Below are 25,832 nucleotides of genomic sequence, written 5' to 3'. Positions count from 1 at the left end.
GGGGTGTGAGCATCCACACCGTGAGCCCCCAGTTCGTCGGGCGTGCCCGCGAGCTGGCCGCGCTACGCGGCGCGCTCGACGAGGCACGCGCCGGCGGGGCCTGCACCGTGCTCGTCGGCGGCGAGGCGGGGGTCGGCAAGACGCGGCTGGTCGGCGAGTTCACCGCCTCGGCCGGCGACGCCCTGACCTTCATCGGCGGATGCATGGAACTGGGCACCGAGGGCCTGCCGTTCGCCCCCTTCACCGCCGTCCTGCGCGACCTGGTCCGCCGGCTGGGCCGCGACGAGGTCGCCGCCCTCGTCCCCGGCGGTGACACGCGCGGGCTGGCCCGCCTGCTGCCCGAGTTCGGCCAGCCGGGCCCCGAAGGCCGCGAGGCCCGCGCCCGGCTGTTCGAGCAGGTGCTCGGGCTGCTGGAGCGCCTGGCCGAGGACCGCCCGGTCGTGCTCGTCGTCGAGGACGCCCACTGGGCCGACCGCTCCACCCGCGACCTGCTCTCCTTCCTGGTGCGCTACCAGCGCGGCGAGGCCCGCCTGCTCATCGTCGTCACCTACCGCTCCGACGAGCTGCACCGCGCCCACCCGCTCCGCCCGCTGCTCGCCGAGCTGGCCCGCGTCGGCTGGGTGACCCGGCTGGAGCTCGGCAGGCTCACCCGCAGGGAGGTCCTGGAGCAGGCCGCCGGCATCCTGGAGCGCCGCCCGTCGCCCGCCGACATGGACATGATCTACAGCCGCAGCGAGGGCAACCCGCTGTTCGTCGAGGCGCTGCTCGGCGACCCCGGCGGCGACACGCTCCCCGAGTCGCTGCGCGACCTGCTCCTGGCCAGCGTCGAACGGCTGCCCGACGAGACCCAGGAGCTGCTGCGCGTGGCCAGCGCGGGCGGCCAGCGCATCGAGCACGACCTGCTCGCCGCCGTCGCCGGCCTCGACGAGACCGCGCTCTCGGGCGCGCTGCGGCCCGCCGTCGCCGGCAACGTCCTCGTTGTCGACGGCGAGGGCTACGCCTTCCGCCACGCGCTCATCCGCGAGGCCCTGCACGACGACCTGCTGCCCGGCGAGCACATCCGCCTGCACACCCGCTACGCCGAGGCGATCAGCCGCGACCTGTCCATGCTGCCCGCGCCGCGCGGCGCCATCGAGCTCGCCCACCACTGGCACGCCGCCCGCGACAGCACCTGGGCCCTCATCAGCGCCTGGGGAGCGGCCGCCGCCGCCCGCACCGCCACCGCCTTCGACGAGCAGCTCCGCATGCTGTCGCGCGTGCTGGAGCTGTGGGACCGGGTGCCCGACGCCGCCGAGCGCATCGGCGCCCCGCACGCCGAGGTGCTCCGCCTCACCTCCGTCGCCGCCTACCAGGCCGGCGAGTTCGAGCGCGGCGCCGCCCTGGCCTCGGCCGCGCTGGAGGAGACCGACCGGCAGGCCGAGCCCGACACCGCCGCCCGGCTGCTGCGCCACCGCGGGCTCATTCGTTTCAGCCTGAGCCGCCCCGGCTACGTCGACGACCTGCGCGAGGCCGCCGGGCTGGTGCCCGCCGACCCGCCCACCAGGCTGCGCGGCCAGGTGCTGGAGACGCTGTCCCGCATGCTGACCAGGCCCGACCAGCTGGAGGAGAAGATCTCGACCGCCCGCCAGGCCATCGAGATCGCCCGCCAGGTGGGCGACGACTCCACCCACGCCCACGCGCTCATCGACCTCACCTGGGCCCAGTGCCGCTACACCGACGCCGAGGGCCCCATCGCCGGGTTCGCCGAGGCGCGGCGCATCGCCGACCGGGCCGGCGCGTACTTCGCGGTCCTGCGCGGCACCATCTCCGAGTCCGACGCGCTGGAGGGCGCCGGCCGCCACGAGCAGGCCGTCCAGGTGGCCCGCGAGGGCATCGCGATCGCCGAGCAGTACGGCATGGCGCGCTCCTCCGGCACCTTCCAGGCGATCAACCTGGCCGAGCCGCTGTTCTCGCTCGGCCGCTGGGACGAGGCGCTCGAAGTCATCGAGCACGCCCTCGCCCTGCTGCCGCCAGCCCCGCACCAGGCCAGCCTCCAGGGCCTGGCCGCCGACATCGCGCTGGCCCGGGGGCAGACCGACCGGGCCGAGGCGCTGATGGCCTCCTCCCGCAAGGTGTTCTCGCGCGGCGCGTTCCGGTCCCAGTCGGTGCTGCCGCACGCCTGCCGCGAGATCGAGCTGCTGGAGGCCCGGGGCCGCCTCGACGAGGCACGCGAGGCCGCCGCGCGGGCGCTGCGCGAGCACGACCTGATGGACGACTCCCGCTACTCCTGGCACCTGCTCCTCACGCTCGCCCAGCTCGGCGGCCCGTTCCTGCCCGAGCTGCGCTCGACCGCCGGGTGGGTCGCCGTCGAGGGCCGCCTCCAGCGGGCCCAGCGCCAGACCTTCCTCGCCCTCACCGGCCCCGCCCCCGGCGATGACGCCGAGGACACCGGCGCCTGGCGCCTGGCCGCCTGGCAGGCCGCCGCGTCCGCCTGGGCGGAGCTGAAGCAGCCCTACGCCGAGGCCAGGGCGTCGCTGGGGGCCGCGCACGCCGCGCAGGCGCTCGGCGACCGGCAGGAGGCCACGGCCCGGCTCGCCCGCGCCCGTGATCTCGCCGAGGGGCTGGCGGCGATGCCGCTGCTGGACCAGCTCGACGCGTTCGCCCGCCGCGCCCGGCTGGCCGTCGCCGACGGCGCCGCCCCCCAGGGGCAGCCGCTCGGCCTGACGGCCCGGGAGCTGGAGGTGCTGGAGCAGGTCACGCGCGGACGCAGCAACCGGGAGATCGCCGCGGAGCTGTTCATCTCGATCAAGACGGTCAGCGTGCACGTCTCCAACATCCTGGGCAAGCTCGGCGCCTCCACCCGGGGCGAGGCCGCCGCCAAGGCCCACGCGATGCGCCTGTTCGACAGGTGACGCGGCTCGGGGGCGCCCGGCTCAACCGGTGAGCTGGGCCTCCAGCCTGTAGCCGTCGACCGTCACGTACACCTGGTCGCCAGGACGGGCGTTCAGGCGCATGAGCACCGGCTGGAGCGAGTCGAACACCGGCTGGTGGCCCTGCCACACGAGCACGATGGCGTTGTCGCCGGGGCCGGTGACCGACAGCAGCGTGCCCGGCCGCATGCCGAGCTGCGCCGCGTAGCCCTCCGGGACCGGCACCGGGCCGCCGCGCAGGTGCTCGGGCGTGACCTCGATGCGCTGCCAGCGGCGCGGGTCCGACGACGGGCTCGGCAGCGGGGGCGGCGGCGTCGACGGGGCGCCCGCCAGGCCGCCGCCGGGCAGCACCGGCGAACGGCCGCCCGACAGCGCCGAGAGCGTCGCCAGGGCCGCCGACGGGTCGATCGACCCGGCCGGGGCCGGCGGGATGGGCTGGCCGCCGCGATGGTGGTGGCCGTTCGCTCCCGGGGTACGGCGCGGCAGCGGCTGCGCCGGGGCCGAGGCCGCCGCGACCGGGTCGGCCGACTCCGACGGCAGCGCGTCCAGCCACGCCTTCGCCGAATGGGTGCGGATGCCGAGCTCCGCCAGCAGCTCCACCGGGTCGGCGTCCGGCGGGGCCGACGCCAGGAGCTGACGGGTGCGGGCCTGAAGGCCGTGGATGTCGCCGACGACGAGCCAGCCGTCCTGCAGCCTGCGGTCGGGCATGAGCGTCACCAGCACCCGCCACAGCGGCGTGCGCAGGCTCGGCACCGTCACCGGGTGCGCCGGGTCGGCGCCGATCAGCTGATCCTGTGTCGCCGCCGCGCCCAGCCACTCCGTCAGGCGGAACATGTGCCCGGTCACCGGGGCCGACTCCGACGAGCGCAGCCAGTGCAGCACCCGCTCCTCGGCGGTGCGCTGCGCCTGGGACAGCACCTCACGCTCGACCAGCATCTTGTGCGCCAGCGTGCGCAGGCTGACCGGGTCCTCGGCGAACAGCCGGTGTACGGCGACGGCGAGTTCGAGCTTGTTGAGGCCGCGGAACAGGCCGTCCACGACCCGCACCATGGCGTGGTCGGTGTCGGAGAGCGCCGGGGTCGGGCGCGGCGCCCCTGGGGCGGCCGGCGCGCCCTGCGGGGGGCGGGAGGCGGTGGGGCGCTGGGGGAGCGGGGTGCCGTTCTCGTTCACGGCGGGGAAGGAGCCGGTGCCGCGCTGGGGAGCGCTCTCCCCCACGGCGGGGAAGGACCCCGTACCGGGACCACCCGGGAACGCCGGGCTGCCAGGGCTCCCGGGGAGGGGCGTGCCCGGCTGCGCGGAGCCGCCCGCCTGCGGCGGGCCGGGGTTGCCCGGCTGCGGCGCCCCGCTCCCGGGCGCGCCCGGTTGCGTCGGCCCGGCGGCCGGGAAGGGGCCGCTGGTGGGGCTGCCCGGGAACTGGTCGCCGCCCACGGCGGGGAACGGGCCGCTGCCCGGGCCGGTCGGTGCGTTGCCGCTCGTGGCGGGGAAGGAGCCGGTGTTGCGGTCGGAGGAGCCGCCGTCGGGCGGGAAGGTCGCGCCCGGGGGGACGGCGCCGGGGGCGGCGGGCGCGGGGAACGGGCCGGTGCCCGTGGGGCCGCCTCCGGGCGGGAAGCCCGGCGCGGACGGGCCGCCCGGGTAGGCGGCGCCTTCCTGCGGGGCGGCCTCCCCCTGGGCGGCGAGAGGGGCGGGCGTCTGCGCGGGGGGCGGGCCGGACGGGCGCTGTCCCGGGTACGGCCCGGGGACGGGGCCGCCGGGGACCGGACCGCCAGGTACGGGACTGCCCGGGACCAGACCTCCGGGGACGGGCCCGCTGGGAACGGAGCCGCCAGGGGTTCCCGGCGCGGGTCCGACGGCGGGCTGCGGGCCGGTGGCGGGGTGCGGGCCGACGGCCGGCTGCGGGCCGGTGACGGGCTGCGGGCCGGTGGCGTCGCGGCGCTGCTGGACCGGGCGGGTGACCTCGGGCGACTGGACGGCGCGGGCCGCCGACTCGGGCTGGGCCGCCAGGTGGCCGAGCACCTCGCGGAACACCGTGCCCATCACCGCTTCGGGCGTCGCCGACGGCGTCTTCAGGTCGGCGGGCGACAGGCGGCGCAGCCGGTGCCAGCCGCCCAGCCCGGCGATGGCCGTACGGGCGGGTTCGGGCCAGCCGGAGAGCCCCGGGTCGACGGGGTGCAGCGTCAGCGCGGGCAGCAGATCGCCCAGCGCCAGGTAGTCCCAGCGGGACGAGGCGAGCAGCGCCAGCCGGTCACAGATCCAGTCGAGCCCGGCCGTGCCCAGGGCTCTGGTCAGCGCCTGCGAGGACCACCAGGCGGCGGGCAGGCGGGGGTCGGCCAGGGCCTCCGCCACCTGCTGCGGCCGGCTCCAGCGCAGGGCAGGGACCAGGTCGCTCAGGCAGATCGATGACTCGACTTCCATCGGCGGACCTTATCCTCCCCAGTGAACCACGTGGCGCATGTGACTGTTGGTGCAGCCTACGCGGCAAGCTATCAATCGGTGTGAATAGGGTAAAGACGCTTCACGTCCAAACCGTACCGTGGCCGACCGCCTACCAGGGCCACGCACTCCGCCCCCGCACGGCATCCCGCCTCCAGAGCGGCCCTTTCGCCCGCGCCGTCGAGCGTGGCCGCGAGGAACCCGGCGGCGAACGCGTCGCCAGCGCCGGTGGAGTCGATCGTCTCGGTGTCGGCCGGGCCCGCCTCGGCGACGACCTGCCCGCCCGTGGCCACGATGGCGCCCTGGGACCCCAGCTTCACCACGGCGGTCCCGTACCTCTCGCTGAGCACCTCGGCGGCGCGCTCGGGAGTGGCGGCGCCGCTGAGGAGGAGAGCTTCGTCACGGTTCGGGAAGATCAGGTGGGCCAGTGCCGACTCGTGCAGGAACCGTTCGACGCCGAACTCGCGCAGCGGGTTCGTGGAGGCGGGGTCGACGCTGATGGCGACGCCGGCGGCGGCCGCCTTGGCCATGGCGAGCCGGGCCAGGCCCAGGCCGGGCTCGCTGAACAGCAGGTAGCCCGACACGTGCAGGCGGCCGACGCCGTCGAGCAGGGAGTCGTCCCAGTCGGCCTCGGAGATCAGGCCGCCCGCGCCCCGGTTCGTCAGCATGGAACGTTCGCCGGACTTGTCCACCATGGCGATGACGACGGCCGTCGGGTTGTCGGCGTCGATCCGGACGTACGGGCGGACGCCCGCCTTGGCCAGCTCGGCGATGTGCCATTCGCTGCTGTCGTAGCCGCAGCGGGCCAGCAGGCCCACGTCGGCTCCCAGGGTGGCGGCCCAGGCGGCCGTGTTGGCGCCGGAGCCGCCGGGGCGGAGCACGATGTCGGCGGCGATCTCGGAGGCCGACATGACGGGGGCGCCGTGCAGCGCCACCACGTCGGTCACCACGTCGCCGATGACCAGGAGCCCCTTGTGGCTCACGATCGCGACCACGCCAGGGCGATGCGTGACGCCAGTGCCGTGTTGCCGCGTACGGCGGCCAGGTTCGCCTCCAGGGACGCGCCGGACGTGCCGCGCACGAGGTAGCCGAGGAGGAACGGGGTGATCGCCTGACCCGTGACGCCGCCGGCCTCCGCGGCGGCCAGCGCCTCGGCCAGCACGCGGTCGTGCAGCTCCGGGTCGAGCTGCTGGGCGACGGGCACCGGGTTGGCGACGATGAGCGCGGTCTCCTGGCCGCCGAACGCGTCCTGGCCGCGCATGATCGCGGCGGCGTCCTCCGGCGACTCGATCCGCCACTCCACGGGCTGGCCCGACGAGTGCAAGTAGAAGCCGGGGAACGTCTCCGTCCGGTAGCCGGCCACGGTCACGCCGCGCGTCTCCAGGCGCTGCAGGGTCGCGGGCACGTCCAGGATCGACTTGACCCCGGCGCACACCACGGTGATGCGGGTGCGGGCCAGCGTGTCGAGGTCGGCCGACTCGTCCTGCTCCTCGGTCCAGCCGCGGTGCACGCCGCCGAGCCCGCCCGTGGCGAACACCCGGATGCCGGCCCGCGCCGCCAGGAACGACGTCGCCGACACGGTCGTCGCGCCGCTCGCCTTGAGCGCCGCCGCCACCGGCAGGTCACGCTGGCCCAGCTTGCGCAGCCCCGACTCGGTGGCGATGCGCTCCAGCTCCACCTCGGTCAGCCCGATCCTGGCCACGCCGTCGAGCACCGCGATCGTCGCCGGCACCGCGCCGGCGGACCGGACGATCTCCTCCAGCTCCCGGGCGACCTCCAGGTTGCGCGGCTGCGGCAGCCCGTGGGAGATGATCGTGGACTCCAGCGCCACCACCGGCGCACCGGCGGCCAGGGCCTGGGCGACCTCGTCGGAAGGCTGGAGAAGGGAGTCGGCGGTGGCGCGCATGGTGGGTTTCTTGCTCCTCGGGTGGGTCCAGGCAGTGCCTAGGGTGAACGGCGTCTTTTGCAGACTTTGTTCCAAACTGAGCACGTTACGGCCGGACCGCTCGCACGTCCACTCGGAGATCAGATCAGCAGCGCCACACCCGCCAGCGAGACGCCCCCGACAAGCGCGGTGGCGATCCCGCCCAGCAGCACGGCCCGCCCGCCCTGGAGCAGTCTCCGCACGTCGATCCCGGTGCCCAGCCCGAACAGGGCGGCCGCCATCAGCATATTCGTCACCGAGGGCAGCTTCCGCGTCACGTCGTCCGGCACGACCCCGGTGGCCCGCACCAGCACCATCGCGAGGAATCCGGCCACGAACAACGGCACCACCGGCGGCCTCCTCCCCGCCCGGGGCCCGGAGCGCACGGACCGGCGAGCGGCGAGCGCCACCAGCGGCGCGAGCAGGATCACCCGGCCGAGCTTGACCGTGACCGCCACCGCCAGCACGCCTGTCGCCGCGCCGATCGCGGCGACCTGCGCCACCTCGTGCACCGCCGCGCCCGTCCAGATCGCGAGCTGCTCCCGCGACAGCCCCAGCCATGAGGCCACCAGCGGCACGACCACGATGGCCGCGCTCCCGTACAGCACCACCACGCTCAGCGCGCTCGCCGCCTCGTCGTCGTCGCCCCCCGCGCTGTCGCGCATGGCCGCGATCGCCGCCGCCCCGCAGATCGACACCCCGGTCCCCACCAGCAGCGACGTACCCGGGCTCACGCCCAGGCGGCGGCCGATCAACGGCGTGAGCACGAACGTCACGCCCGTCGCCACCACCACGACCGCCATCGCCCGCCACCCCGTCGCCAGCAGCTGCGGCACCGAGATCTGCAGCCCCAGCAGCACGATCGCCACCCGCAGCACCCGCCGGGACACGAAGTGCAGCCCCGCCCGCGACGCGGCGCCCACCCCGCCCGCCGCGGCCAGCCCCGCCCCCGCCACCACCGCGACGACGGCCGCGCTGAACGCCGGCACCACCGCGTTCACCCCCATCGCCACCCCGGTCCCCACCGCCGCGACCCCCACCCCCGGGCCCAGCCCGCGGACCCGCGACCACCCCTCGGACAGGCGGCCCCCACGCGACCGGACCGCCCCCTGGGCCCGCGCCCGGCCCCGGCCGGCCGCCCCACCGCCCGGCCGCACCGACCCCGCGGACCACCGGCGCGACCGGACCCTCCGGCCCATGCGCCACCCTTCCGATGCCCACCTCGTCCGCGACCCGTCCGGCGACCAGCTCGTCCGCGACCCTTCCGATGCCCACCTCGTCCGCGACCCGTCCGGCGACCAGCTCGTACGCGGTCCTTCCGGCTGCCGGTGCGCGCGGGAGGAGGACGGGACGCCGGGCGACGGCAGGCGGACGGTTCGCGGGCGGCCGGGGACGGGACGGGACGGGCCCTGGCGGGGGAAGCGGAAACGGCGGCTGAGCGGCATGGTTTCAGTCTTCGGCGGGCCGGCGGGCGCCGGTAGCCGTGGCTTGGGTGGGAGGTCATAGCCTGGGGCTATGAGTGAGCTGCCGGATCTCGCGTCGCTGAAACTGCTGGTCGACGTCGGAGAACTCGGCAGCCTGGGCCGCGCCGCCAAGGCCGCGGGCATCGCCCAACCCTCCGCGAGCAAGCGCATCGCCCACCTCGAACGCCGCCTGGGCCTGCCGCTGCTGGAGCGGACGCCGCGCGGGTCCACGCTCACCGCCGAGGGCCGCATGGTGGCCGGATGGGCCGCTGAGCTGGTGTCCGCCGCCCAGGAGCTCGTACGGGCCGCGCAGGCCGTCCGGCACGGGGCGGCGGCGCACCTGCGGGTCGCGGCGAGCATGACCATCGCCGAGTACCTGGTCCCGCGCTGGCTCGGCGAACTCCAGAACCGCGAACCCGGCGTGCCCGTCGGCCTCGACGTGGTCAACTCCGCCGACGTGGCCGCGCGGGTGCTGGGCGAGGAGGTCGAGCTCGGCTTCGTCGAGGGGCCGAACGTGCCGGACGGGCTGGCCAGCCGCGTCGTCGGCACCGACCGGCTCGTGGTCGTCGTCGCGCCCGGCCACCCCTGGACGCGCCGCCGCACCGCGCTGCGAGGACCCGAGCTCGCGGGCACGCCGCTCGTCGTGCGCGAACGCGGGTCGGGCACCCGCGAGACGCTCGACCGGGCCTTCCGCGAACTCCGCCAGGCCAGCCCCCGGCTGGAGCTCGGCTCGAACTCCGCCGTCAAGGGCGCCGCCCAGGCCGGTGCCGCGCCCGCCGTCCTCAGCGGCTACGCCGTCGAGGCCGAGCTCGCCACCGGCCGCCTCGTCGAGGTCCCCCTGGCGGGGATCAACCTCGTCCGCACCCTGCGCGCCGTCTGGCGCCAAGGCCGCCCCCTGACCCACCCGGCCGCCACCCTCCTCGCCATCTCCAGCCGCCCCTGACCCACCCTGGCCACCCACCCCCGCCTCTGTCCCCTGACTCACTCCCGCCCGACCCGTTGGCCGCCCGCCCCGACCCCCGGCACCCGGCCCCGGCCCCGGCGCTCAGGCTGGCCGGCCTTCGGCGTACCGGTCTGCCCTGCATCGCCCTGGCCCCGGCCAGCTAGCCCCGGTCGGCCCCGACCGGACCCGGGGGTCGGGGCTGGGGCCAGGGGCGGCCCCCAGCCCTCGGCCCCGGCCCCCGTCCCGGCCCCGGCCCCGGCCCCCGGCCCCGGGCCCCACCAGCCCGCTCCTCGGCTCGGCCCGGGCTGCGGCCCCACCGCTCCGTGGGGACGGGCGCCGCAGGGGCCCGCCGGGGGTCGCCCGGGCGGTCGGCGGTGGCGCGCGGGTGGTTTGGTCGCCGGGGGCGCCGGGTGGGAGGTTGCGGCGCGTCCGGGCGGTCAGCCCACCGGGGGCTTCCAACGGCAGGTGCCCGGGGTGGACAAGCCGCTGGGGTGGCCTTCCCACGGCAGACGCCTCGGGCTGGGCAGGGGTTGGGAGGGCGTGTCTCTGGGAGGTGGTGCGGGATATGGTGCCGGGATGGGTGCGTATGACGTGGTTGTGGCCGGTGGGGGTCACAATGGGCTGGTCGCGGCGGCCTACCTGGCGGGGGCCGGGCGGCGGGTGCTGGTGCTGGAGCGACAGGACCACGCGGGCGGCCTGGCGATCTCCGCGCGGCCGTTCCCGGGCGTGGACGTACGCCTGTCGCGCTACTCGTACCTGGTCAGCCTCCTCCCGACGAAGATCGTCAAGGATCTGGGTCTCGGCCTGGAGCTGCGCAGGCGCCGGTATGCCTCGTACACCCCCAAGGGGGACACCGGGCTGCTCGTGGACGGCGGGGACGCCGAGCGGACGAGGCGGTCGTTCCTGGAGGTGACGGGCGGGGAGGCCGACCACACCGCATGGCAGGACTTCTACGGCATGGTGGCCCGTACCGCCCAGGTGCTCGCGCCCACGCTGCTGGAGCCGTTGCGCACGGCGGCGGAGGTCGAGCGCATGGTGGGGGCGCGGGCGTGGGGTGAGCTGTTCGCGCGGCCCATCGGGGAGACGGTGGACGAGCGGTTCGGCGACGACACGGTGCGCGGGGTGGTGCTGACGGACGCGCTGATCGGGACGTTCGCCGATCCGGCCACCGACCTGCTGGCGAACCGGTGCTTCCTCTATCACGTGATCGGCGACGGCACGGGGGAGTGGAACGTGCCGGTCGGCGGCATGGGCGCGGTCTCGGGCGCGCTGGAGGACGTGGCCCGGCGCGCGGGCGCGGAGATCAGGACGGGCGCCGAGATCGTCGGCATCTCGCCGTCGGGGGAGGTCACGTTCAGTACGGAGGGCGCCGAGCACACGGTGACCGGCGGGCACGTCCTGGTGAACCTGCCCCCGGCCGTGCTGGACAAGGTGCTCGGCAGGACGCCCGAGGAGCCGGAGGGCGCCCAGCTCAAGGTGAACATGGTGCTCAGCCGGCTGCCCAGGCTCAAGGACGGGACGGTCGACCCGGTCGCGGCCTTCAGCGGGACGTTCCACATCAACGAGGGCCGCGACCAGCTCGCCCGGGCGTACGCGCAGGCGGCGGCGGGCATGATCCCGGAGTTGCCGCCGGCCGAGGTGTACTGCCACTCGCTCACGGACCCGTCGATCCTCGGGCCGGAGCTGCGGGGGAGGGCGGAGACGCTGACGCTGTTCGGCCTCCACATGCCCGCCCGCCTTTTCCGGAAAAATCCAGACAAGGCCCGGGAGGATGCCCTGCGCGCAACGTTCGCGTCGATCAACACGGTCCTGGCCGAGCCCATCGAGGACTGCCTCCTGCGCGCCCCCGACGGCACGCCGTGCGTCGAGGCCAAGACGCCGGTGGACCTGGAGAACGAGGCCGGGCTGCCCGGCGGCCACATCTTCCACCGCGACCTGAGCTGGCCGTACGGGGACGAGGGCGGCTGGGGGGTCGAGACCGGGCACGAGCGGATCCTGCTGTGCGGCGCGGGCGCCCGCCGGGGCGGCGGCGTCAGCGGCATCCCCGGCCACAACGCGGCGATGGCCCTCCTCAGCTGACCGCCTCCGCCGGTCCGCCTCCGCCGGTCCGCCTCCGCCGGTCCGCCTCCGCCGGTCCGCCTCCGCCGGTCCGCCTCCGCCGGTCCGCCTCCGCCGGTCCGTGTCCGCCGGTCCGCCTCCGCCGGTCCGTGTCCGCCCGCCCGCGTCCGCCCGTACGACTGGACAGGGCCGGACAGGGTGGGCCGGACGGGCAGGGGCCGGACGGCGGGCCGGGCGGGGTGGTCGGACGGGTCGGGCGGGCGGGGGGTCGCGTTCATCGCCTTCTCAGATTGCTCCTCTAGCGTGGTGGCATGAGTGAGCCCGCACGGTTGCTGGTGGTGGACGACGAGCCCGCGTTGCGCGAGGCGCTGCAGTCGAGCCTGGAGTTCGAGGGCTACCGGGTCGTCACCGCCGACGACGGGCAGGCGGCGCTGGAGGAGCTGGCCCGGCAGCCGTACGACGCGGTGCTGCTCGACGTGATGATGCCGCGGCTCGACGGGCTGACCGCCTGCCGCCGGCTGCGCGGGACCGGCAACCACGTCCCGGTGCTCATGCTGACCGCCCGCGACGCCGTCGGCGACCGGGTGTCGGGGCTGGACGCGGGCGCCGACGACTACCTGGTCAAGCCGTTCGAGCTGGACGAGCTGCTGGCCCGGGTGCGGGCGCTGCTGCGGCGCGGCGCGCTGAGCGCGGGCGAGCCCGAGCAGACGCTGGCCTTCGGCGACCTGCGCATGGACCCGGCGACCCGCGAGGTGACGCGGGGCGCGCGGCGGCTGGACCTCACCAGGACCGAGTACCTGCTGATGGAGCTGTTCCTGGCCCACCCCCGCCAGGTGCTGACGCGGGACCAGATCCTGGCCGAGGTGTGGGGGTTCGACTTCGAGCCGACGTCCAACTCGCTCGACGTGTACGTGATGTACCTGCGGCGCAAGACCGAGGCCGGCGGCGAGCCCCGGGTGATCCACACCGTGCGCGGCGTCGGCTACGTGCTCAGAGGCTCCTCGTGAGAAAGCGCAGCCTGCGCGCCCGCCTGACGCTCCTGGTGGCCGCGGCGGTGGCGATCGCGGTGGGCGTCTCGGCCGTCGGCACCTGGTACTTCGTCCGCAGGGAGCTGTCGTGGCAGCTCAACCAGTCGCTGCGGGAGACCGGCGAGCGCGTCCCCTTCGAACGCATGCAGAAGGCGACCCGCGAGTGCTCCGCCGAGCCGGTGAGCGCGACCGGCTACGGCAAGTACCCGCCGTTCCCCGAGCCGATGCAGATCGTCTTCCCCGACGGCACCCGCTGCGTCATGGGCAACACCGCGATCAAGGTCACCCGCCGGGAGGAGGAGGTCGCCGGCGGCAACCACGGCCAGGAGCTCGTCTACGACGGCTACGCCGACGACGGCACCCCGCTGCGCGTGCTGGTCAGGAACGTCGACCGCGACGCCGCGTTCGTCATCGCCCGCCCCACCCACGAGCTGCAGAGCACGCTGCGCAGCGTGTCGATCCTGCTGGCGGCCGTGGCCGCGCTCGGCGTGCTCGTCGCCGCCACGGCGGGGCTGCTCGTCTCGCGCGCCGCGCTGCGCCCGGTGGGCCGCCTGACCAGGGCGGTCGAGCACATCGCGCAGACCGAGGACCTCGACACCCGCATCCCGATCGACGGCAGCGACGAGATCGCCCGGCTGAGCGCGTCGTTCAACGCGATGACCGCCGCGCTGGCCGGGTCGCGCGACCGCCAGCGGCAGCTCGTCGCCGACGCCGGGCACGAGCTGCGCACGCCGCTCACCACCCTGCGCACCAACATCGACCTGCTGCTGCGCAGCGAGCAGACGGGCCGCAGCCTCGACCCGGGCGCCAAGGAGCGGCTGCTGGTCAACGTCAAGGCGCAGTTCGCCGAGCTGTCCACGCTGGTGGGCGACCTGCTGCAGCTCGCCAGGGGCGACACCGACCACGAGCCGCACGCCGAGCTGCCGCTGCACGACGTCGTCACGGCAGCCGCCGGGCGGGCCAGGCTGCGCGGCGCCGAGGTCAGCACCGACCTGAGCCCCTGGTACGTGGTCGGCGGCGCCGCGTCGTTGGAACGTGCCGTGCTCAACCTCATCGACAACGCCGCCAAGTTCAGTCCCGGCGGCCGGGTGGAGGTCGTGCTGCGCGACGGCGTGCTGACCGTGCGGGACCGGGGGCCGGGCATCGCGGAGGAGGAGCTGCCGCACGTGTTCGAGCGGTTCTGGCGCTCGCCGTCGGCTCGCTCGCTGCCGGGCTCGGGGCTGGGCCTGGCGATCGTCGCGCAGGCCGTCGCCGAGGTGGGCGGAGAGGTACGGCTCGGGAACGCGCCGGACGGCGGCGTGATCGCGACCCTCGAACTGCCGGGCCGCGCCACCCCGAGCTGACGGCAGCGAGGAAGGACCCAATTGACAGTTTTTTCTGTCAATTGGCAGACTGTCGGCCATGAGATACCTCGAGGAGCCCGACCAGGTCCGGATGGCGCTGTCGCCGATCCGGCGGCGGCTGCTTGAGCTGCTGCGCGAGCCGTCGTCGGCGAGCCGGTTGGCCGAGGAACTCGACCTGCCCCGGCAGCGGGTGAACTACCACCTGAAAGCACTGGAGAAGGCCGGACTGGTCGAGCTGGTCGAGGAGCGGCAGCGGCGTGGGTTCACCGAGCGGGTGCTGCAGGCCACCGGCGCCACGCTGGTGGTCGATCCCGCGGTGATGGGCCGCGCCTTCGATCGCATTCAGGATCAGTACTCGGCCGAGCACCTGGTGGAGGTGGCCGCCGGGACCGTGCGCGAGATCGCGCGGATGCAGGCCGAAGCCGACAAGGCCGGGCAACGGCTGCTGACCTTCACCGTCGAGGCCGAGGTCCGGTTCGCCGAGCCCGGCGACCTGCACCGGTTCGCCGACACCCTGGCCGAGGCCGTCCGCCGGACGGTGGAGGCGTTCGACTCTCCCGGCGGCCGCCCGTACCGATTGATCGTGGGCGCCCACCCGGCACCGCGCAAGCCACACACTGGAGGAGACAGCGATGACTGACACCCCGCGGATCCAGGTCACTGTGGCCGCACCGCCCAGTGCCGTCCGGGGCGCGTTCCGGGACAGGGACAGGATCCGGCACTGGCACGGCTGGGAGTTCGACGGTGGCCCGGACGGAAGCCTGGACGAGGAGATCGAGCTCATCTACTTCACCGACGTGGCCGCCGACGATCGCGTGATCAACCTGAACGGCGGCGACCGAGTCGAACTCGAACCGGTCGAGAGCGGTACCCGGGTCACACTCACCCGCGCGGCGCCCGGCGACGATCCCGACTGGGCCAAGTACTACGACGACATCACCGAGGGCTGGATCACCTTCCTGCACCAGCTCAAGTTCATGCTCGAGCGGCACCCGGCCGACGCCCGCCGGACCGTCTTCCTGTCAGGCACGGGCAAGACCTCACCGCTGACGGCGCTCGACACGGCGGAGCTGTCCCCCGGCCAGAGGCATCAGCTGGAGCTCCCGGGCGAGACCGCGACCGGCCAGGTCTTCTACCGCTCGCAGCACCAGCTCGGACTGACCGTCGACGGCTGGAACGACGGACTCCTGGTCCTGAGCCACAATCCTGACAGCGGTGCGTGCATGGCCGTCCTCAGCCTGTACGAGGTCGGCGAGAGCCGCCACGCCGAACTGAGCAAGCAGTGGAACGACTGGTGGACGGAGACGGTGCTGTCCTGACCGTTGCGCCGCCCAGGGGACCTGGGGCCACTTCCGGCTTCGTTCCCGTCGCTCCCCGTCAGGCGGGGAGGGCGGCCAGGAGGTAGGCGAGGCGGGCGGCGGCGGCCTCCACGTCGTCGGCCGTGCCGAGCCGGTAGCCCCACGACGTGACGAAGCTGCCGTCGTCGGAGCAGGTGACGTTCTCGGCCAGGGTGGCGGAGAAACGGTTGCGCACGCACACGAACGCCGGGTCGCTCGCCAGGGACAGGCTCTGGACGGACAGGTCGGCGTGACGACCCGCGAACCTCGCGAACTGCTCCAGGCAGAGCGCGGTGTCAAGCATCATGCGTCACCTCCGCATCGTCTCGCGCCAGAATTGCACGATCTTGAGGAGGAGGGCAAGCAATTGCGAGGATTAATGTGGGGATTGTTTGCGGTATTCGTTAAGAATCCGGATGATGGTGTCCCGCCCGGCTTCGCCGAACTCCGCGACTTTCGCGTAATCGTCGAAGGCGCGAACGTAGAACGCCACGTCGTCGGGATCGCGCAGCACCAGATCCTTCGTCATGGTGGCGACCCCCACCATGGCCTCGTTGTAGATCCAGAAGCCGTTGACCGGCGCCGACGGCAGCTCCTGGGTGAACGGGATCACGCCGAACTGCACGTTCGGCAGTGAGCTGACCGCGAGCAGCCGGTCGACCTGGCCGAGCATCACGTCGTGCGGGGCCAGCCGGGTGTGCAGCACCGCCTCCGGCACCACGAACCTGAACGTGCGCGTGCGGTCGTAGAGGATCTCCTGGCGCTGCATCCGCACCCGCACCGCCGCGTCGATCTGGTCGGCGGCGCTGTAGAGGCGTCTGACCTTGCGGAACACGTGGCGGGCGTACTCGGAGGTCTGCAGCAGGCCGGCCAGGATGCCCGGCTCGAACACCCGGAACAGCTTGGTGCGCGCCTCCAGGTCGCGCACGTCCTCCTGGAGGGCGGCCAGGCCGCTGCGGTGGCGCTGCTTCCACCCGTCGTGCCGTTCCATCAGGGCGATGGCCTGGGCGATCAGCTCGTCCGTGACCTCGGGTGGCGCCTTCACCGCCTGCGCCCACACCACGACGTCGTCCTCGGACGGGGTCTGCCGGGCGTTCTCCAGGCGGGAGACCTTGGACGGCTGCCAGCGCAGCCGTTCGGCCAGCTCCTTGCCCGTGAGGCGGGCCGCCTCACGCAATTGCCGGAGCTGCCCGCCGAGGTCGGCGCGCGCCTGTTGAAACGACGTCACGACGCAAGAGGCTAGCCCCGGGCCGGTGGATCATGCCAGGCCCAGTCACGCAATCGTAACCAGCCGGTCGCGTGGGGTGGTCACTTTCCCGATGTCCCGAGGCCACGCGGGGCTGAGCAGCGGGTCAGGCGGGCAGGACCCGGCGGGCGATCTCGGTGATGAGCTCGCGGGGCACCTCGACCGCGGTCTCGCCGTCGAGCACGTCCCGCAGGTCGGCCAGGGCCTCGGCGTCGGTGACCTGGAGCCCCTGGATGACGATGGTGCCCCGGTCCGTCTCGTACAGGGTCGGGCAGGCGCCGGCGTCCGACGTGGAACCCAGGAACCGCATCCGCATGACGATCCTTCCCCGAACAACTGCAATTGCGCGCAATTGTAGGGGACAACTTCCTACTTGTGATCCTTTTTCGGAAAAATCGGGATATTGGGCTATGTGGGGGTTATGTCGAAATCGAGTCGCGCATGATGTGCCCGGCCCGTTCGAACAGCGACAGTGTGGTGGCGTGCAGCAGGTCGCCGATGTCCTTGGGCGCCTTGCCGGCGAACGCGCGGGCGTGGGTGCCCTCCAGCACGATGCCGAGCTTGAAGCACGCCATCACCGCGTACCAGTCGATCGCCGACAGGTCGCGGTCGGACAGCGCCGCGTAGCAGTCGACGATCTCCCGGGGCGAGGCCAGCCCCGGCACCAGCCCCGCGGCCTGCGGCCACATCGCCACCAGCCAGCCGAGGTCGACCAGCGGATCGCCGATCGTGCACATCTCCCAGTCGACGATCGCCGCCACCCGGGGCCCGTCGTGGGCGAACATCAGGTTGGCGAAGTGATAGTCGCCGTGCATGATCCCCGGCGTGAACGACGCGGGCCGGTTGGCCTCCAGCCACGCCGCCGTCTCGGCCAGCCCGGGAATCCGCGGCCCCGGGTAGCCGTCGAGCTCCCCGTAGGAGTCGAGCTCCCGCATCCAGCGCGGCACCTGCCGCTCCAGGAACCCCTCCGGCCGGCCGAACCCCGGCAGCACCCCCGGGTCGACGCGCCCGAGCTCGGCCAGCGCCGAGGCGGCCTCCAGGCCCATCCGGTGCCGGATCGCCGGGTCGGAGGCGTGCGGCTCGGGCAGCCCGGTCGACGGGTTGAAGCCGTCGACCGGCTCCATCAGGTAGAACACCGGCTCTTCCGCCGTCTGCGCGGCGATCAGCCGGGGCGCCGCCACGGGCGTGTCACGCAGCGCCGCCAGCACCCGCGCCTCGCGCCGCAGCACCTCGTTGCTCTTGGCGCGGGCGTGCTGCGGGGGCCTGCGCAGGATGTACGGGCGGCCGCCGCGCTCGAAGCGGACCATGACGTTCTGGGTGCCGCCGGGCACCGGCGCCAGGCCGGTGATCGGCCCTTCGGGCAGGCCCTGCGCGTCCATCCAGGCGCCGAGACCGGCGAGGTCGACGGCGTTGACGTCGATGTGGGTGGCGGACATGACGGCCCTTCGACAGAACGATATTCTGGTGATCGACCCTACGAGAGCGCCGATCCGCCGGTCAACCCAGCGCCTGCATGAACGGCAGGAACTGCCGCGCGCGGTCACCCGGCAGGTCGCCGCCGCGCACCATGAGCGACACCTGCCAGGGGGCGCCGATGCCGTGCTCGGCCGCCCAGCCGGCCAGGTCCTCCTTGGCCAGGTCGAGGTCCAGGCGCACCTCGCCGCCCACGTCGAGGGCCAGGTCGCCGATCAGCGCCCGCGCGGTCTCCTCGTCCCCCGCCACGACGGGGCCGATGACCACGTTGTCGTCGTTGCGCCAGCAGTGCCCGAAGCCGCCCTCGGCGATCCGCACCCGCTCGCCGAAGGTGAACATCCGGCGCAGCAGCGGCGACCGGTCGGTGCCGAACGCGTCGGCGTCGAGCGCCAGGATCGTCTCCAGGTCGGCCTCCGTCGCCGGGCGCGTCCGGCCGGAGTGCTCGCCGCCGAAAACGCCGGTCCGCTTGGCGACGTGCCCGACCGTGCGGAAGCCGAGCCGCTCGTACAGGGGGCGGCCGTTCTCGGTGGCGTGCAGCGACACGATCCGGTCGCCCGCCTGGGCGATCACGTGCTCCATCAGGCGGCGGGCCAGCCCCTGCCGGCCGTAGCGGGAGGCGGTCAGCACCATGCTGATCACCGCGTGGTCGTCGCCGTAGCGGGTCAGGATCGTGGTCGAGGCCAGGCCGTCGCCGTCGGGCGCGTCGATCCCGTAGACCTCGCCGACCTCGAACAGCAGTGTCCACTTGTGCCGCTCGGGCAGCCAGCCCCGGTCCTTGGCCAGCCGGCCGCAGGCGTCCAGGTCGTCGAGGGTCAGACGGCGTACGTGCATGGCCGCCATCCTCCTGTACGGCACCCCGGCGGCTCAAAGTGTTTTCCGTCACCGCGACCATGGAGGGATGCAATGCGTTATAGCGGTAGATGTCGGCGGCACCACCATCAAAGGTGGGCTTGTCGCTCGTGACGGCACAATCCTCCACCACGAGCGCCGTCCCACCCCGCGCGCCGATGGCCCGGACCGCGTCGTCGCCGCCGTCTCCGCCCTCATCGCCGACCTCGCCGCCCGCCCGGGGGCCGCGCCCGAGGCCGTCGGCCTGGCCGTGCCCGGCCTCGTCACGCCCACCCACGCCGTCTACTCGGCCGCGATCGGCTGGCGCGACGTCCCGGCGGGCGCCTTCACCACCCTGGACCTGCCGCTCGCCCTGGGCCACGACGTCCGCTCCGCCGGGGACGCCGAGCTGGCCTACGGCGTCACCGAGCGGACGCCCGGCCACGTGCTGTACGTGCCGATCGGCACCGGCATCGCCGGCGCGCTGGTGCTGAACGGCTCCCTGTACGGCGGCGCGTCCGGCTGGGCCGGGCAGCTCGGGCACATCCCGGTACGCCCCGCCGGCCCGTCCTGCGCGTGCGGCCAGCGCGGCTGCCTGACCCTGTACGCGTCGGCGTCGGCCATCGCCGCCCGGTGCGGCGAGTCGTCGGCGGCCGACGTGGTGCGCCGCGCGGCCGAGGGCGACCCCGTGGCGGCCGAGGTCTGGGACGACGCCGTGGCGGCTCTGGCCACCGCCCTGGCCACCTGCACGCTGCTGCTGGACCCGGCGCTGATCGTCATCGGCGGCGGCCTCTCGCGCGCCGGTGACGCCCTCCTGGGCCCGCTGCGCGAGCACCTGGCGGGCCGGCTGACCTTCCGCCGCCCGCCCCGGGTGCGCGCCTCGGCGCTCGGCGTGGACGCGGGGCTCCTCGGCGCGGCCCTGCTCGGCTTCCGCACACTCGGCTGACCGCGCCGAAGAACAGCCGTGCAGCCGCTCAATCCAGGAGGGACGCCGGGATCTCCACCTCCTGGGCGCGCAGCTCCTCGCCCAGCGCCTTGGCCTGCGGGTCGGGCCGGGCGCTGGCCGCGACACCCCTGCCCAGCAGGCCGTGCACGACGAAGTTCAGCGCGTTCAGGTTGGGCAGCTCGTAGCGGTCCACCCGGTGGGCGGCCAGCTCCGGCAGCAGCTCCTTCAGCCGCCCGACGGTCAGGTGGGCCGCCAGCCAGGCGTACTGCGCGGCCGTGATGGTCCACACGCCCAGGTTCGCGTTGCCGCCCTTGTCGCCCGACCGCGCCCCGGCCAGCCGCCCCAGCGGGACCCGTACCGGCTCCCCATCGGCCACCGGCGCGTCCGGGACGGCAGGGACGAGCCGCTCGGGCGGGTCGGGGAAGGGCGGGGGCGGGCCGTCCGGGGGCAGCAGCTCGCCGTCCACGCGGACCTCCGGCGTGACCGCCGACGCCGGGACCAGCACCGGCCAGTAGACGCCGTACGGCGACGCCGCGCCGGGCGGGGAGAGCGCGTGGAAGCCCGGGTAGCTGGCCAGGCCCGTCTCCACCACGGCGGAGGAGAACGCCCGGCCCGCCCGGCCCGGGTCGGGGTCCATGACCGTGATGCGCAGCAGCCCGTCCGCCCGGGAGACCTCCACCCGCTCGAACGACTCCTTGGGCACCCGCGCCCAGATGGCCTCCTCGGCGACCCGGGCCTTGGCCTCCTGGTCCAGGCCGGTCAGCACGAGCGTCATCGTGTTGCGGTAGCCCGCCGGGTACGTGACCGCGACCTTGAGCGTGCCGGGCGGCGGATCGCCGCGCACGCCGCTGATGCGCACCCGGTCGGGCCCGTCGCCGGACAGCGTGATCGTGTCGAAGCGGGCCACCACGTCGGGCCCCGGGTAGGCGGGTCCGGCGATCTCGTACAGGAGCTGCGCCGTCACCGTGCCGACCGACACCAGGCCGCCCGTGCCGGGATGCTTGGTGATCACGCTGGAGCCGTCGGCGTGCAGCTCGGCCAGCGGGAAGCCGCAGTGCGCCAGGTCGGGCACGTCGCGGAAGAACGCGTAGTTGCCGCCGGTGGCCTGGCAGCCGCACTCGATGACGTGGCCGGCGACGACCGAGCCCGCCAGCGCGTCCAGGTCGCCGGGCCGCCACCCGTAGCGCCAGATGCCCGGCCCCGTGACCAGGGCGGCGTCGGTGACGCGGCCGGTCACCACCACGTCCGCGCCCGCCGACAGCGCGGCGGCGATGGGCCGGCCGCCCAGGTAGGCGTTGGCGGTCAGCGGCGTGGCGGTCAGCTGTTCGCCGGTGTCGGCGTTGACCAGGTCGAGGTCCGTCCCGGTCAGGTCGTCGCCGGTCACGCAGGCGACGCTGGGGGACAGGCCGAGCCGGGCGGCCAGCTCGTGCACGGCCTCCGCGCAGCCCGCCGGGTCGAGGCCGCCGGCGTTGGCGACGATCCTGATGCCCCGGTCCAGGCACGGCCCGAGCACGTCCTCCAGCTGCCGCAGGAACGTGGGCGCGTAGCCGGGTCGGCCCTTGAGCCGGTTGCCCGCCAGGATGAGCATCGTCAGCTCGGCCAGCCAGTCGCCGGTCAGCACGTCGATGGGGCCGCCCTCGACCATCTCGCGGGCGGCCGAGAGCCGGTCGCCGTAGAAGCCGCTGCAGTTGGCCACCCGCAGCGGCCCGCTCCCGGTCTCGGTCACGGGACCCAGCGGGGCGGGCGCTTGGCGGCGAAGGCGGCGATGCCCTCGCGGCCCTCGTCGGAGGTGAAGCGCTCGGCCGACAGCTCCGTCATCCGGCGCAGCCCCTCCTCGAACGACAGCGCCGGCACCTCCCTGACCAGGCGCTTGGTGATGGCCAGCGCCTCCGGGCCGCCCTTGAGCAGCATGCCGGCGTAGTGGGCGACGGCCTCGTCCAGCTCCTCCTCCGGGACGGCGCGGGTCAGCAGGCCGATCTCCACCGCCCGGGCCGCCGGGAACACCTCGCCGGTCATCAGGTATTCGGCCGCCGCCCTCGGGTCCAGCCGCCGCAGCACCGGCACCGAGATCATCGCGGGCACCACGCCCAGCCGCACCTCGGTGAACGCGAACGACGCCGTCAGCGGCGCGATCGCGAAGTCGCACGAGGCGACCAGCCCGAGCCCGCCCGCGCGGGCGGTGCCGTTGAGCCGGCAGATCACCGGCTTCGGGCTCTCCCAGAGGGTGGCCATCACCTGCGGGAACGCGGAGGTGACCGGCGCGTCGGAGCCCGCGGCCCGCTGCTCCTTCAGGTCGGCGCCGGAGCTGAACACGTGCCCGGTGCCCGTCAGCACGATCACCCGCGCCGACGGCTCGGCCAGCGCCCACTCCAGGCGGTCGGTCAGGTCGGCGAGCAGGCGGGTGGACAGGGCGTTGCGGTTCGGCGGCGAGTCGAGCGTGATCGTCGCGATGCCGCCGGACAGCTCCTTGTGGACCAGGCGCGTCATGATTCCCTTTCTTCGATGATCGCCAGTACGGCTCCCGCCTCGACCTGGCGGCCCTGGCGCGCGTGCACGGCCGAGACGACGCCGCCCGCCGGGGCGGTGATCAGATGCTCCATCTTCATCGCCTCCAGCACCAGCACCGGCTGGCCCTTCTCCACCCGGGCGCCCGCCTCGACCTCGACGCGCAGCACGTTGCCCGGCATCGGGGCCAGCAGCGACCCGGGGGCGACGTGCTCGGCGGGCTCCGGCAGCCTCGGCACCGGCGTCAGCGTGACCGACTCGTCCGGCCCGTCCACGTACACCTTCCCGCCGTCGTAGCGGGCCACCTCGAACGCCTGCCGCACCGTGCCGCGTTCCAGCACCACCCGGTACGCGTCACCGGCGCGGGCGACCTCGGTCACCGTCACGCCCTCGGGCAGCGGGTCGTAGACCGCCTCGGCCTCCTCGAAGCGGGCCGTGCGCGGCTGCGAGCGGACGTTGCGCCACCCGCTGGGAAGGCCGCGCAGGACCGGGGCGCGCTCGCGGTTGGCGGCGGCCAGGGCCAGCGCGGCGGCCAGCACCGCGAGGTCCGACGGGGGCGCGGGGGCGGGCTCCGGATGGAGGTCGAGGAACCCGGTGTGCGTCTCCCCCCGCAAGAAGTCCTGATTTTTCAGGATGTGAAGGAGAAGGTCGCGGTTCGTGGTGAGCCCGTGAATCCTGGCCCCGCGCAGCGCCCGGGCCGTCCTGCGCACCGCCTCGTCCCGATCGGCCCCGTACCCGACGATCTTGGCCAGGAGCGCGTCGTAGTGCGGCGGCACCGCCGACCCGCTCTCCACCCCCGCGTCGACCCGCACCCCCTCCGGCACCTCGAACCGGTGCAGAACCCCCGCCTGCGGCAGGAAGTCGCGGTCCTCCGCATACAGCCGCACCTCCACCGCGTGGCCCGACGGGCGCGGCGGCCCCGGCGGCAGCGCCGCGCCCCGCGCCACCTCGATCTGCCATCGGACCAGGTCGATCCCGTGGACCAGCTCGGTCACCGGATGCTCGACCTGCAGCCGGGTGTTCATCTCCAGGAACGCCACCCGCTCGCCCCTGACCAGGAACTCGACGGTGCCCGCGCCGACGTAGCCGATCGCCCGCGCCGCCCGCACGGCCGCGTCCTCCAGCTCGGCCCGCAGGGCGGCGGTGACGCCGGGCGACGGGCACTCCTCGACGACCTTCTGATGCCGGCGCTGCACGCTGCACTCGCGCTCGCCCAGCGCCCACACGCCGCCGTGGCGGTCGGCCAGCACCTGCACCTCGACGTGCCGGGCGCCCTCCAGCAGCGGCTCGGCGAACACGCCGCCGTCGCCGAAGGCCGCCTCCGCCTCCCGCCGCGCCGACTCCACCGCCCGCGCCAGCTCGCCCGGATCGCGGACGACCCGCATGCCGCGCCCGCCGCCGCCCGCGCTCGCCTTCACCAGCAGCGGGAACTCCCACCCCGGGCCGGGCTCCCCGTCCACCGGCAGCGACGGCAGCACCGGCACGCCCGCCTCCGCCATCAGCCGCTTGGCCGCCGGCTTCGAGCCCATCGCGGCGATTGCCGAGGGCGGCGGCCCCACCCACACCAGCCCCGCGTCGAGCACCGCCTGCGCGAACGCCGCGTTCTCCGACAGGAACCCGTAACCCGGATGGACCGCGTCGGCCCCCGACACCCGGCACGCCTCGATCAGCCGGTCGGCCGCCAGGTAGGTCTCGGCGGGCGTGACCCCGCTCAGCCGCACCGCGCGGTCGGCCTCCGCGACGTGCGGGGCGCGGGCGTCGGCATCGGAGAAGACCGCGACCGTCTCGACGCCGAGCTCGCGGCAGGTGCGGAAGACCCGGCGGGCGATCTCGCCCCGGTTGGCCACCAGCAGACGCGTGATCACGGCCGGAACACCCCGAACCCGGCGGGCTCCGGCACCGGCGCGCTGTTGATCGCCGACAGGCACAGCCCCAGCACCGTCCGCGTGTCACGCGGGTCGATCACGCCGTCGTCGTAGAGCCGCCCCGACAGGAAGAACGGCAGCGACTCCGCCTCGATCCGCTCCTCCACCATCGCCCGCATCGCCGCGTCCGCCTCCTCGTCGTACGCCTGGCCGCGCGCCAGCGCCGACGCCCGGCCGACGATCGACAGCACCCCGGCGAGCTGCGCCGGGCCCATCACCGCCGACTTGGCGCTCGGCCAGCTGAACAGGAACCGCGGATCGTAGGCCCGCCCGCACATCCCGTAGTTGCCCGCCCCGTAGGAGGCGCCCATCACCACCGTCAGATGCGGCACCGTCGAGTTGGACACCGCGTTGATCATCATGGCGCCGTGCTTGATGATGCCGCCCTGCTCGTACTCCTTGCCGACCATGTAACCCGTCGTGTTCTGCAGGAAGACCAGCGGCGTGCGCGACTGGTTGGCGAGCTGGATGAACTGCGCCGCCTTCTGCGCCTCCTCGCTGAACAGCACCCCGCGCGCGTTCGCCAGCACGCCCACCGGATAGCCGTGCAGCCGCGCCCACCCCGTCACCAGCGACGCCCCGTACAGCGGCTTGAACTCCTCGAACGCGCTGCCGTCGGCGATGCGGGCGATCACCTCGCGCGGGTCGAACGGCACCTTCAGGTCCTCCGGCACGATCCCCAGCAGCTCCTCCGCCGGATAGAGGGGATCGCGCACGGGGCCAGGCCGCGCGCCGAGCTTGCGCCAGCCGAGCGAGCGCACGATCCGGCGGCCGATCCGCAGCGCGTCGTGCTCGTCGGCCGCCAGGTAGTCGGCCAGGCCGCTCACCCGGGCGTGCATCTCCGCGCCGCCCAGCGACTCCTCGTCGGACTCCTCGCCGGTCGCCATCCTGACCAGCGGCGGCCCGCCCAGGAACACCTTCGCCCGCTCGCGCACCATCACCACGTGGTCGCTCATCCCCGGCACGTACGCGCCCCCGGCCGTCGAGTTGCCGAACACCAGCGCGATCGTCGGGATCCCCGCCGCCGACAGCCGCGTCAGATCCCGGAAGATCCGGCCGCCCGGGATGAAGATCTCCTTCTGCGTCGGCAGGTCCGCGCCGCCGCTCTCCACCAGATTGACGTACGGCAGGCGGTTGGCCAGCGCGATGTCGGCGGCGCGCAGCGTCTTGCGCAGCGTCCACGGGTTCGAGGCGCCGCCGCGCACCGTCGGGTCGTTCGCGGTGATCACGCACTCGACGCCCTCGACCACCCCGATGCCCGTCACCACGCTCGCGCCCACCGGGAAGTCGCTGCCCCACGCCGCCAGCGGCGACAGCTCCAGGAACGGCGAATCCGCGTCGACCAGCAGCTCGATCCGCTCGCGCGCCAGCAGCTTGCCCCGGTCGCGGTGGCGGCGCACGTAGCGCTCACCGCCGCCCGCGACCGCCTTGGCGTGCTCGGCGTCGAGCTCGGCCAGCTTGCCCAGCATCGCCT

21 protein-coding genes are annotated in these 25,832 nt (G+C 74.6%); 8 read left to right on the top strand and 13 right to left on the bottom strand.

Translation table 11 applies throughout. From position 1 onward, the window contains the following. The first annotated feature begins 5 nt into the window (after nucleotides 1–5). Nucleotides 6–2,891, top strand: a complete 2,886-nt coding sequence (locus ACWDXC_RS09490; RefSeq protein ID WP_449979990.1) for a helix-turn-helix transcriptional regulator — start codon at nucleotides 6–8, stop codon at nucleotides 2,889–2,891. Between the two features lie 21 nt (nucleotides 2,892–2,912). Here the strand turns inward: ACWDXC_RS09490 and ACWDXC_RS09485 are convergent, their stop codons facing one another. From ACWDXC_RS09485 to ACWDXC_RS09470, 4 genes are all read right to left on the bottom strand, one after another. Continuing rightward, a complete protein-coding gene (locus tag ACWDXC_RS09485) occupies nucleotides 2,913–5,321 on the bottom strand; it encodes a hypothetical protein (protein ID WP_449979988.1) in 2,409 nt (802 codons plus the stop codon). A gap of 71 nt (nucleotides 5,322–5,392) precedes the next feature. After that, nucleotides 5,393–6,334 (bottom strand): carbohydrate kinase family protein, encoded by a 942-nt coding sequence (locus ACWDXC_RS09480; protein ID WP_449979985.1) that lies wholly within the window; start codon nucleotides 6,332–6,334, stop codon nucleotides 5,393–5,395. Next, nucleotides 6,319–7,245, bottom strand: a complete 927-nt coding sequence (locus ACWDXC_RS09475; RefSeq protein ID WP_449979982.1) for a pseudouridine-5'-phosphate glycosidase — start codon at nucleotides 7,243–7,245, stop codon at nucleotides 6,319–6,321. The genes ACWDXC_RS09480 and ACWDXC_RS09475 overlap by 16 nt, the downstream gene beginning before the upstream one ends. Before the next feature lie 119 nt (nucleotides 7,246–7,364). Further along, complete coding sequence (locus tag ACWDXC_RS09470) at nucleotides 7,365–8,462, bottom strand: YeiH family protein (protein WP_449979980.1); 1,098 nt, start codon at nucleotides 8,460–8,462, stop codon at nucleotides 7,365–7,367. A 316-nt stretch (nucleotides 8,463–8,778) separates the two neighbouring features. Here ACWDXC_RS09470 and ACWDXC_RS09465 point away from each other — a divergent pair, with 316 nt between their 5' ends. The 6 genes from ACWDXC_RS09465 to ACWDXC_RS09440 all read left to right on the top strand — a co-directional run bounded on the left by ACWDXC_RS09465 (nucleotide 8,779) and on the right by ACWDXC_RS09440 (nucleotide 15,417). Continuing rightward, nucleotides 8,779–9,669 carry a LysR family transcriptional regulator gene (locus ACWDXC_RS09465; protein WP_219511747.1) on the top strand — a complete coding sequence of 297 codons (891 nt, stop codon included), beginning with the start codon at nucleotides 8,779–8,781 and terminating at the stop codon, nucleotides 9,667–9,669. Nucleotides 9,670–10,245: 576 nt separating this feature from the next. Next, nucleotides 10,246–11,748, top strand: a complete 1,503-nt coding sequence (locus ACWDXC_RS09460; protein ID WP_449979977.1) for a phytoene desaturase family protein — start codon at nucleotides 10,246–10,248, stop codon at nucleotides 11,746–11,748. A gap of 290 nt (nucleotides 11,749–12,038) precedes the next feature. Further along, nucleotides 12,039–12,734: a response regulator transcription factor gene (locus tag ACWDXC_RS09455; protein ID WP_364168824.1), complete on the top strand. Its 696-nt coding sequence runs from the start codon at nucleotides 12,039–12,041 to the stop codon at nucleotides 12,732–12,734. Next, nucleotides 12,731–14,098 carry a sensor histidine kinase gene (locus ACWDXC_RS09450; RefSeq protein WP_449979973.1) on the top strand — a complete coding sequence of 456 codons (1,368 nt, stop codon included), beginning with the start codon at nucleotides 12,731–12,733 and terminating at the stop codon, nucleotides 14,096–14,098. Before ACWDXC_RS09455 ends, ACWDXC_RS09450 begins: the two co-directional genes overlap by 4 nt. A 58-nt stretch (nucleotides 14,099–14,156) precedes the next feature. Next, nucleotides 14,157–14,738 (top strand): ArsR/SmtB family transcription factor, encoded by a 582-nt coding sequence (locus tag ACWDXC_RS09445; RefSeq protein WP_449979970.1) that lies wholly within the window; start codon nucleotides 14,157–14,159, stop codon nucleotides 14,736–14,738. After that, a complete protein-coding gene (locus tag ACWDXC_RS09440; RefSeq protein ID WP_449979967.1) occupies nucleotides 14,731–15,417 on the top strand; it encodes an SRPBCC family protein in 687 nt (228 codons plus the stop codon). Before ACWDXC_RS09445 ends, ACWDXC_RS09440 begins: the two co-directional genes overlap by 8 nt. Before the next feature lie 58 nt (nucleotides 15,418–15,475). Here ACWDXC_RS09440 and ACWDXC_RS09435 read toward each other — a convergent pair whose 3' ends face one another. The 5 genes from ACWDXC_RS09435 to ACWDXC_RS09415 form a co-directional block, all read right to left on the bottom strand. Continuing rightward, a complete protein-coding gene (locus tag ACWDXC_RS09435; RefSeq protein WP_219507468.1) occupies nucleotides 15,476–15,742 on the bottom strand; it encodes a hypothetical protein in 267 nt (88 codons plus the stop codon). Between the two features lie 69 nt (nucleotides 15,743–15,811). Further along, nucleotides 15,812–16,663, bottom strand: a complete 852-nt coding sequence (locus tag ACWDXC_RS09430; protein ID WP_449979965.1) for a helix-turn-helix domain-containing protein — start codon at nucleotides 16,661–16,663, stop codon at nucleotides 15,812–15,814. Between the two features lie 124 nt (nucleotides 16,664–16,787). Then, nucleotides 16,788–16,997 carry a hypothetical protein gene (locus ACWDXC_RS09425; protein ID WP_357590763.1) on the bottom strand — a complete coding sequence of 70 codons (210 nt, stop codon included), beginning with the start codon at nucleotides 16,995–16,997 and terminating at the stop codon, nucleotides 16,788–16,790. Between the two features lie 103 nt (nucleotides 16,998–17,100). Continuing rightward, nucleotides 17,101–18,117: a phosphotransferase family protein gene (locus ACWDXC_RS09420; RefSeq protein ID WP_449979962.1), complete on the bottom strand. Its 1,017-nt coding sequence runs from the start codon at nucleotides 18,115–18,117 to the stop codon at nucleotides 17,101–17,103. A gap of 61 nt (nucleotides 18,118–18,178) precedes the next feature. Next, entirely contained in the window at nucleotides 18,179–18,985 is an 807-nt protein-coding gene (locus ACWDXC_RS09415) for a GNAT family N-acetyltransferase (protein ID WP_364168812.1), read from the bottom strand. A 67-nt stretch (nucleotides 18,986–19,052) separates the two neighbouring features. Here ACWDXC_RS09415 and ACWDXC_RS09410 point away from each other — a divergent pair, with 67 nt between their 5' ends. Continuing rightward, nucleotides 19,053–19,928 carry an ROK family protein gene (locus ACWDXC_RS09410; RefSeq protein WP_449979959.1) on the top strand — a complete coding sequence of 292 codons (876 nt, stop codon included), beginning with the start codon at nucleotides 19,053–19,055 and terminating at the stop codon, nucleotides 19,926–19,928. Nucleotides 19,929–19,956: 28 nt separating this feature from the next. Here ACWDXC_RS09410 and ACWDXC_RS09405 read toward each other — a convergent pair whose 3' ends face one another. From ACWDXC_RS09405 to ACWDXC_RS09390, 4 genes are read right to left on the bottom strand one after another with little or no spacing between them, the layout of a single operon-like run. Then, nucleotides 19,957–21,654 (bottom strand): acyclic terpene utilization AtuA family protein, encoded by a 1,698-nt coding sequence (locus ACWDXC_RS09405; protein WP_449979957.1) that lies wholly within the window; start codon nucleotides 21,652–21,654, stop codon nucleotides 19,957–19,959. Then, entirely contained in the window at nucleotides 21,651–22,415 is a 765-nt protein-coding gene (locus ACWDXC_RS09400; RefSeq protein WP_449979955.1) for an enoyl-CoA hydratase-related protein, read from the bottom strand. The genes ACWDXC_RS09405 and ACWDXC_RS09400 overlap by 4 nt, the downstream gene beginning before the upstream one ends. Continuing rightward, nucleotides 22,412–24,298 carry an ATP-binding protein gene (locus ACWDXC_RS09395; RefSeq protein ID WP_449979953.1) on the bottom strand — a complete coding sequence of 629 codons (1,887 nt, stop codon included), beginning with the start codon at nucleotides 24,296–24,298 and terminating at the stop codon, nucleotides 22,412–22,414. The genes ACWDXC_RS09400 and ACWDXC_RS09395 overlap by 4 nt, the downstream gene beginning before the upstream one ends. Next, nucleotides 24,295–25,827, bottom strand: a complete 1,533-nt coding sequence (locus tag ACWDXC_RS09390; RefSeq protein WP_449981001.1) for an acyl-CoA carboxylase subunit beta — start codon at nucleotides 25,825–25,827, stop codon at nucleotides 24,295–24,297. Before ACWDXC_RS09390 ends, ACWDXC_RS09395 begins: the two co-directional genes overlap by 4 nt. Nucleotides 25,828–25,832 lie beyond the last annotated feature (5 nt).

It is taken from the genome of Nonomuraea sp. NPDC003214 (assembly GCF_053590035.1).
The sequence above is the reverse complement of the archived record's forward strand: the minus strand, read 5'-3'. Positions and strand labels throughout refer to the sequence as shown.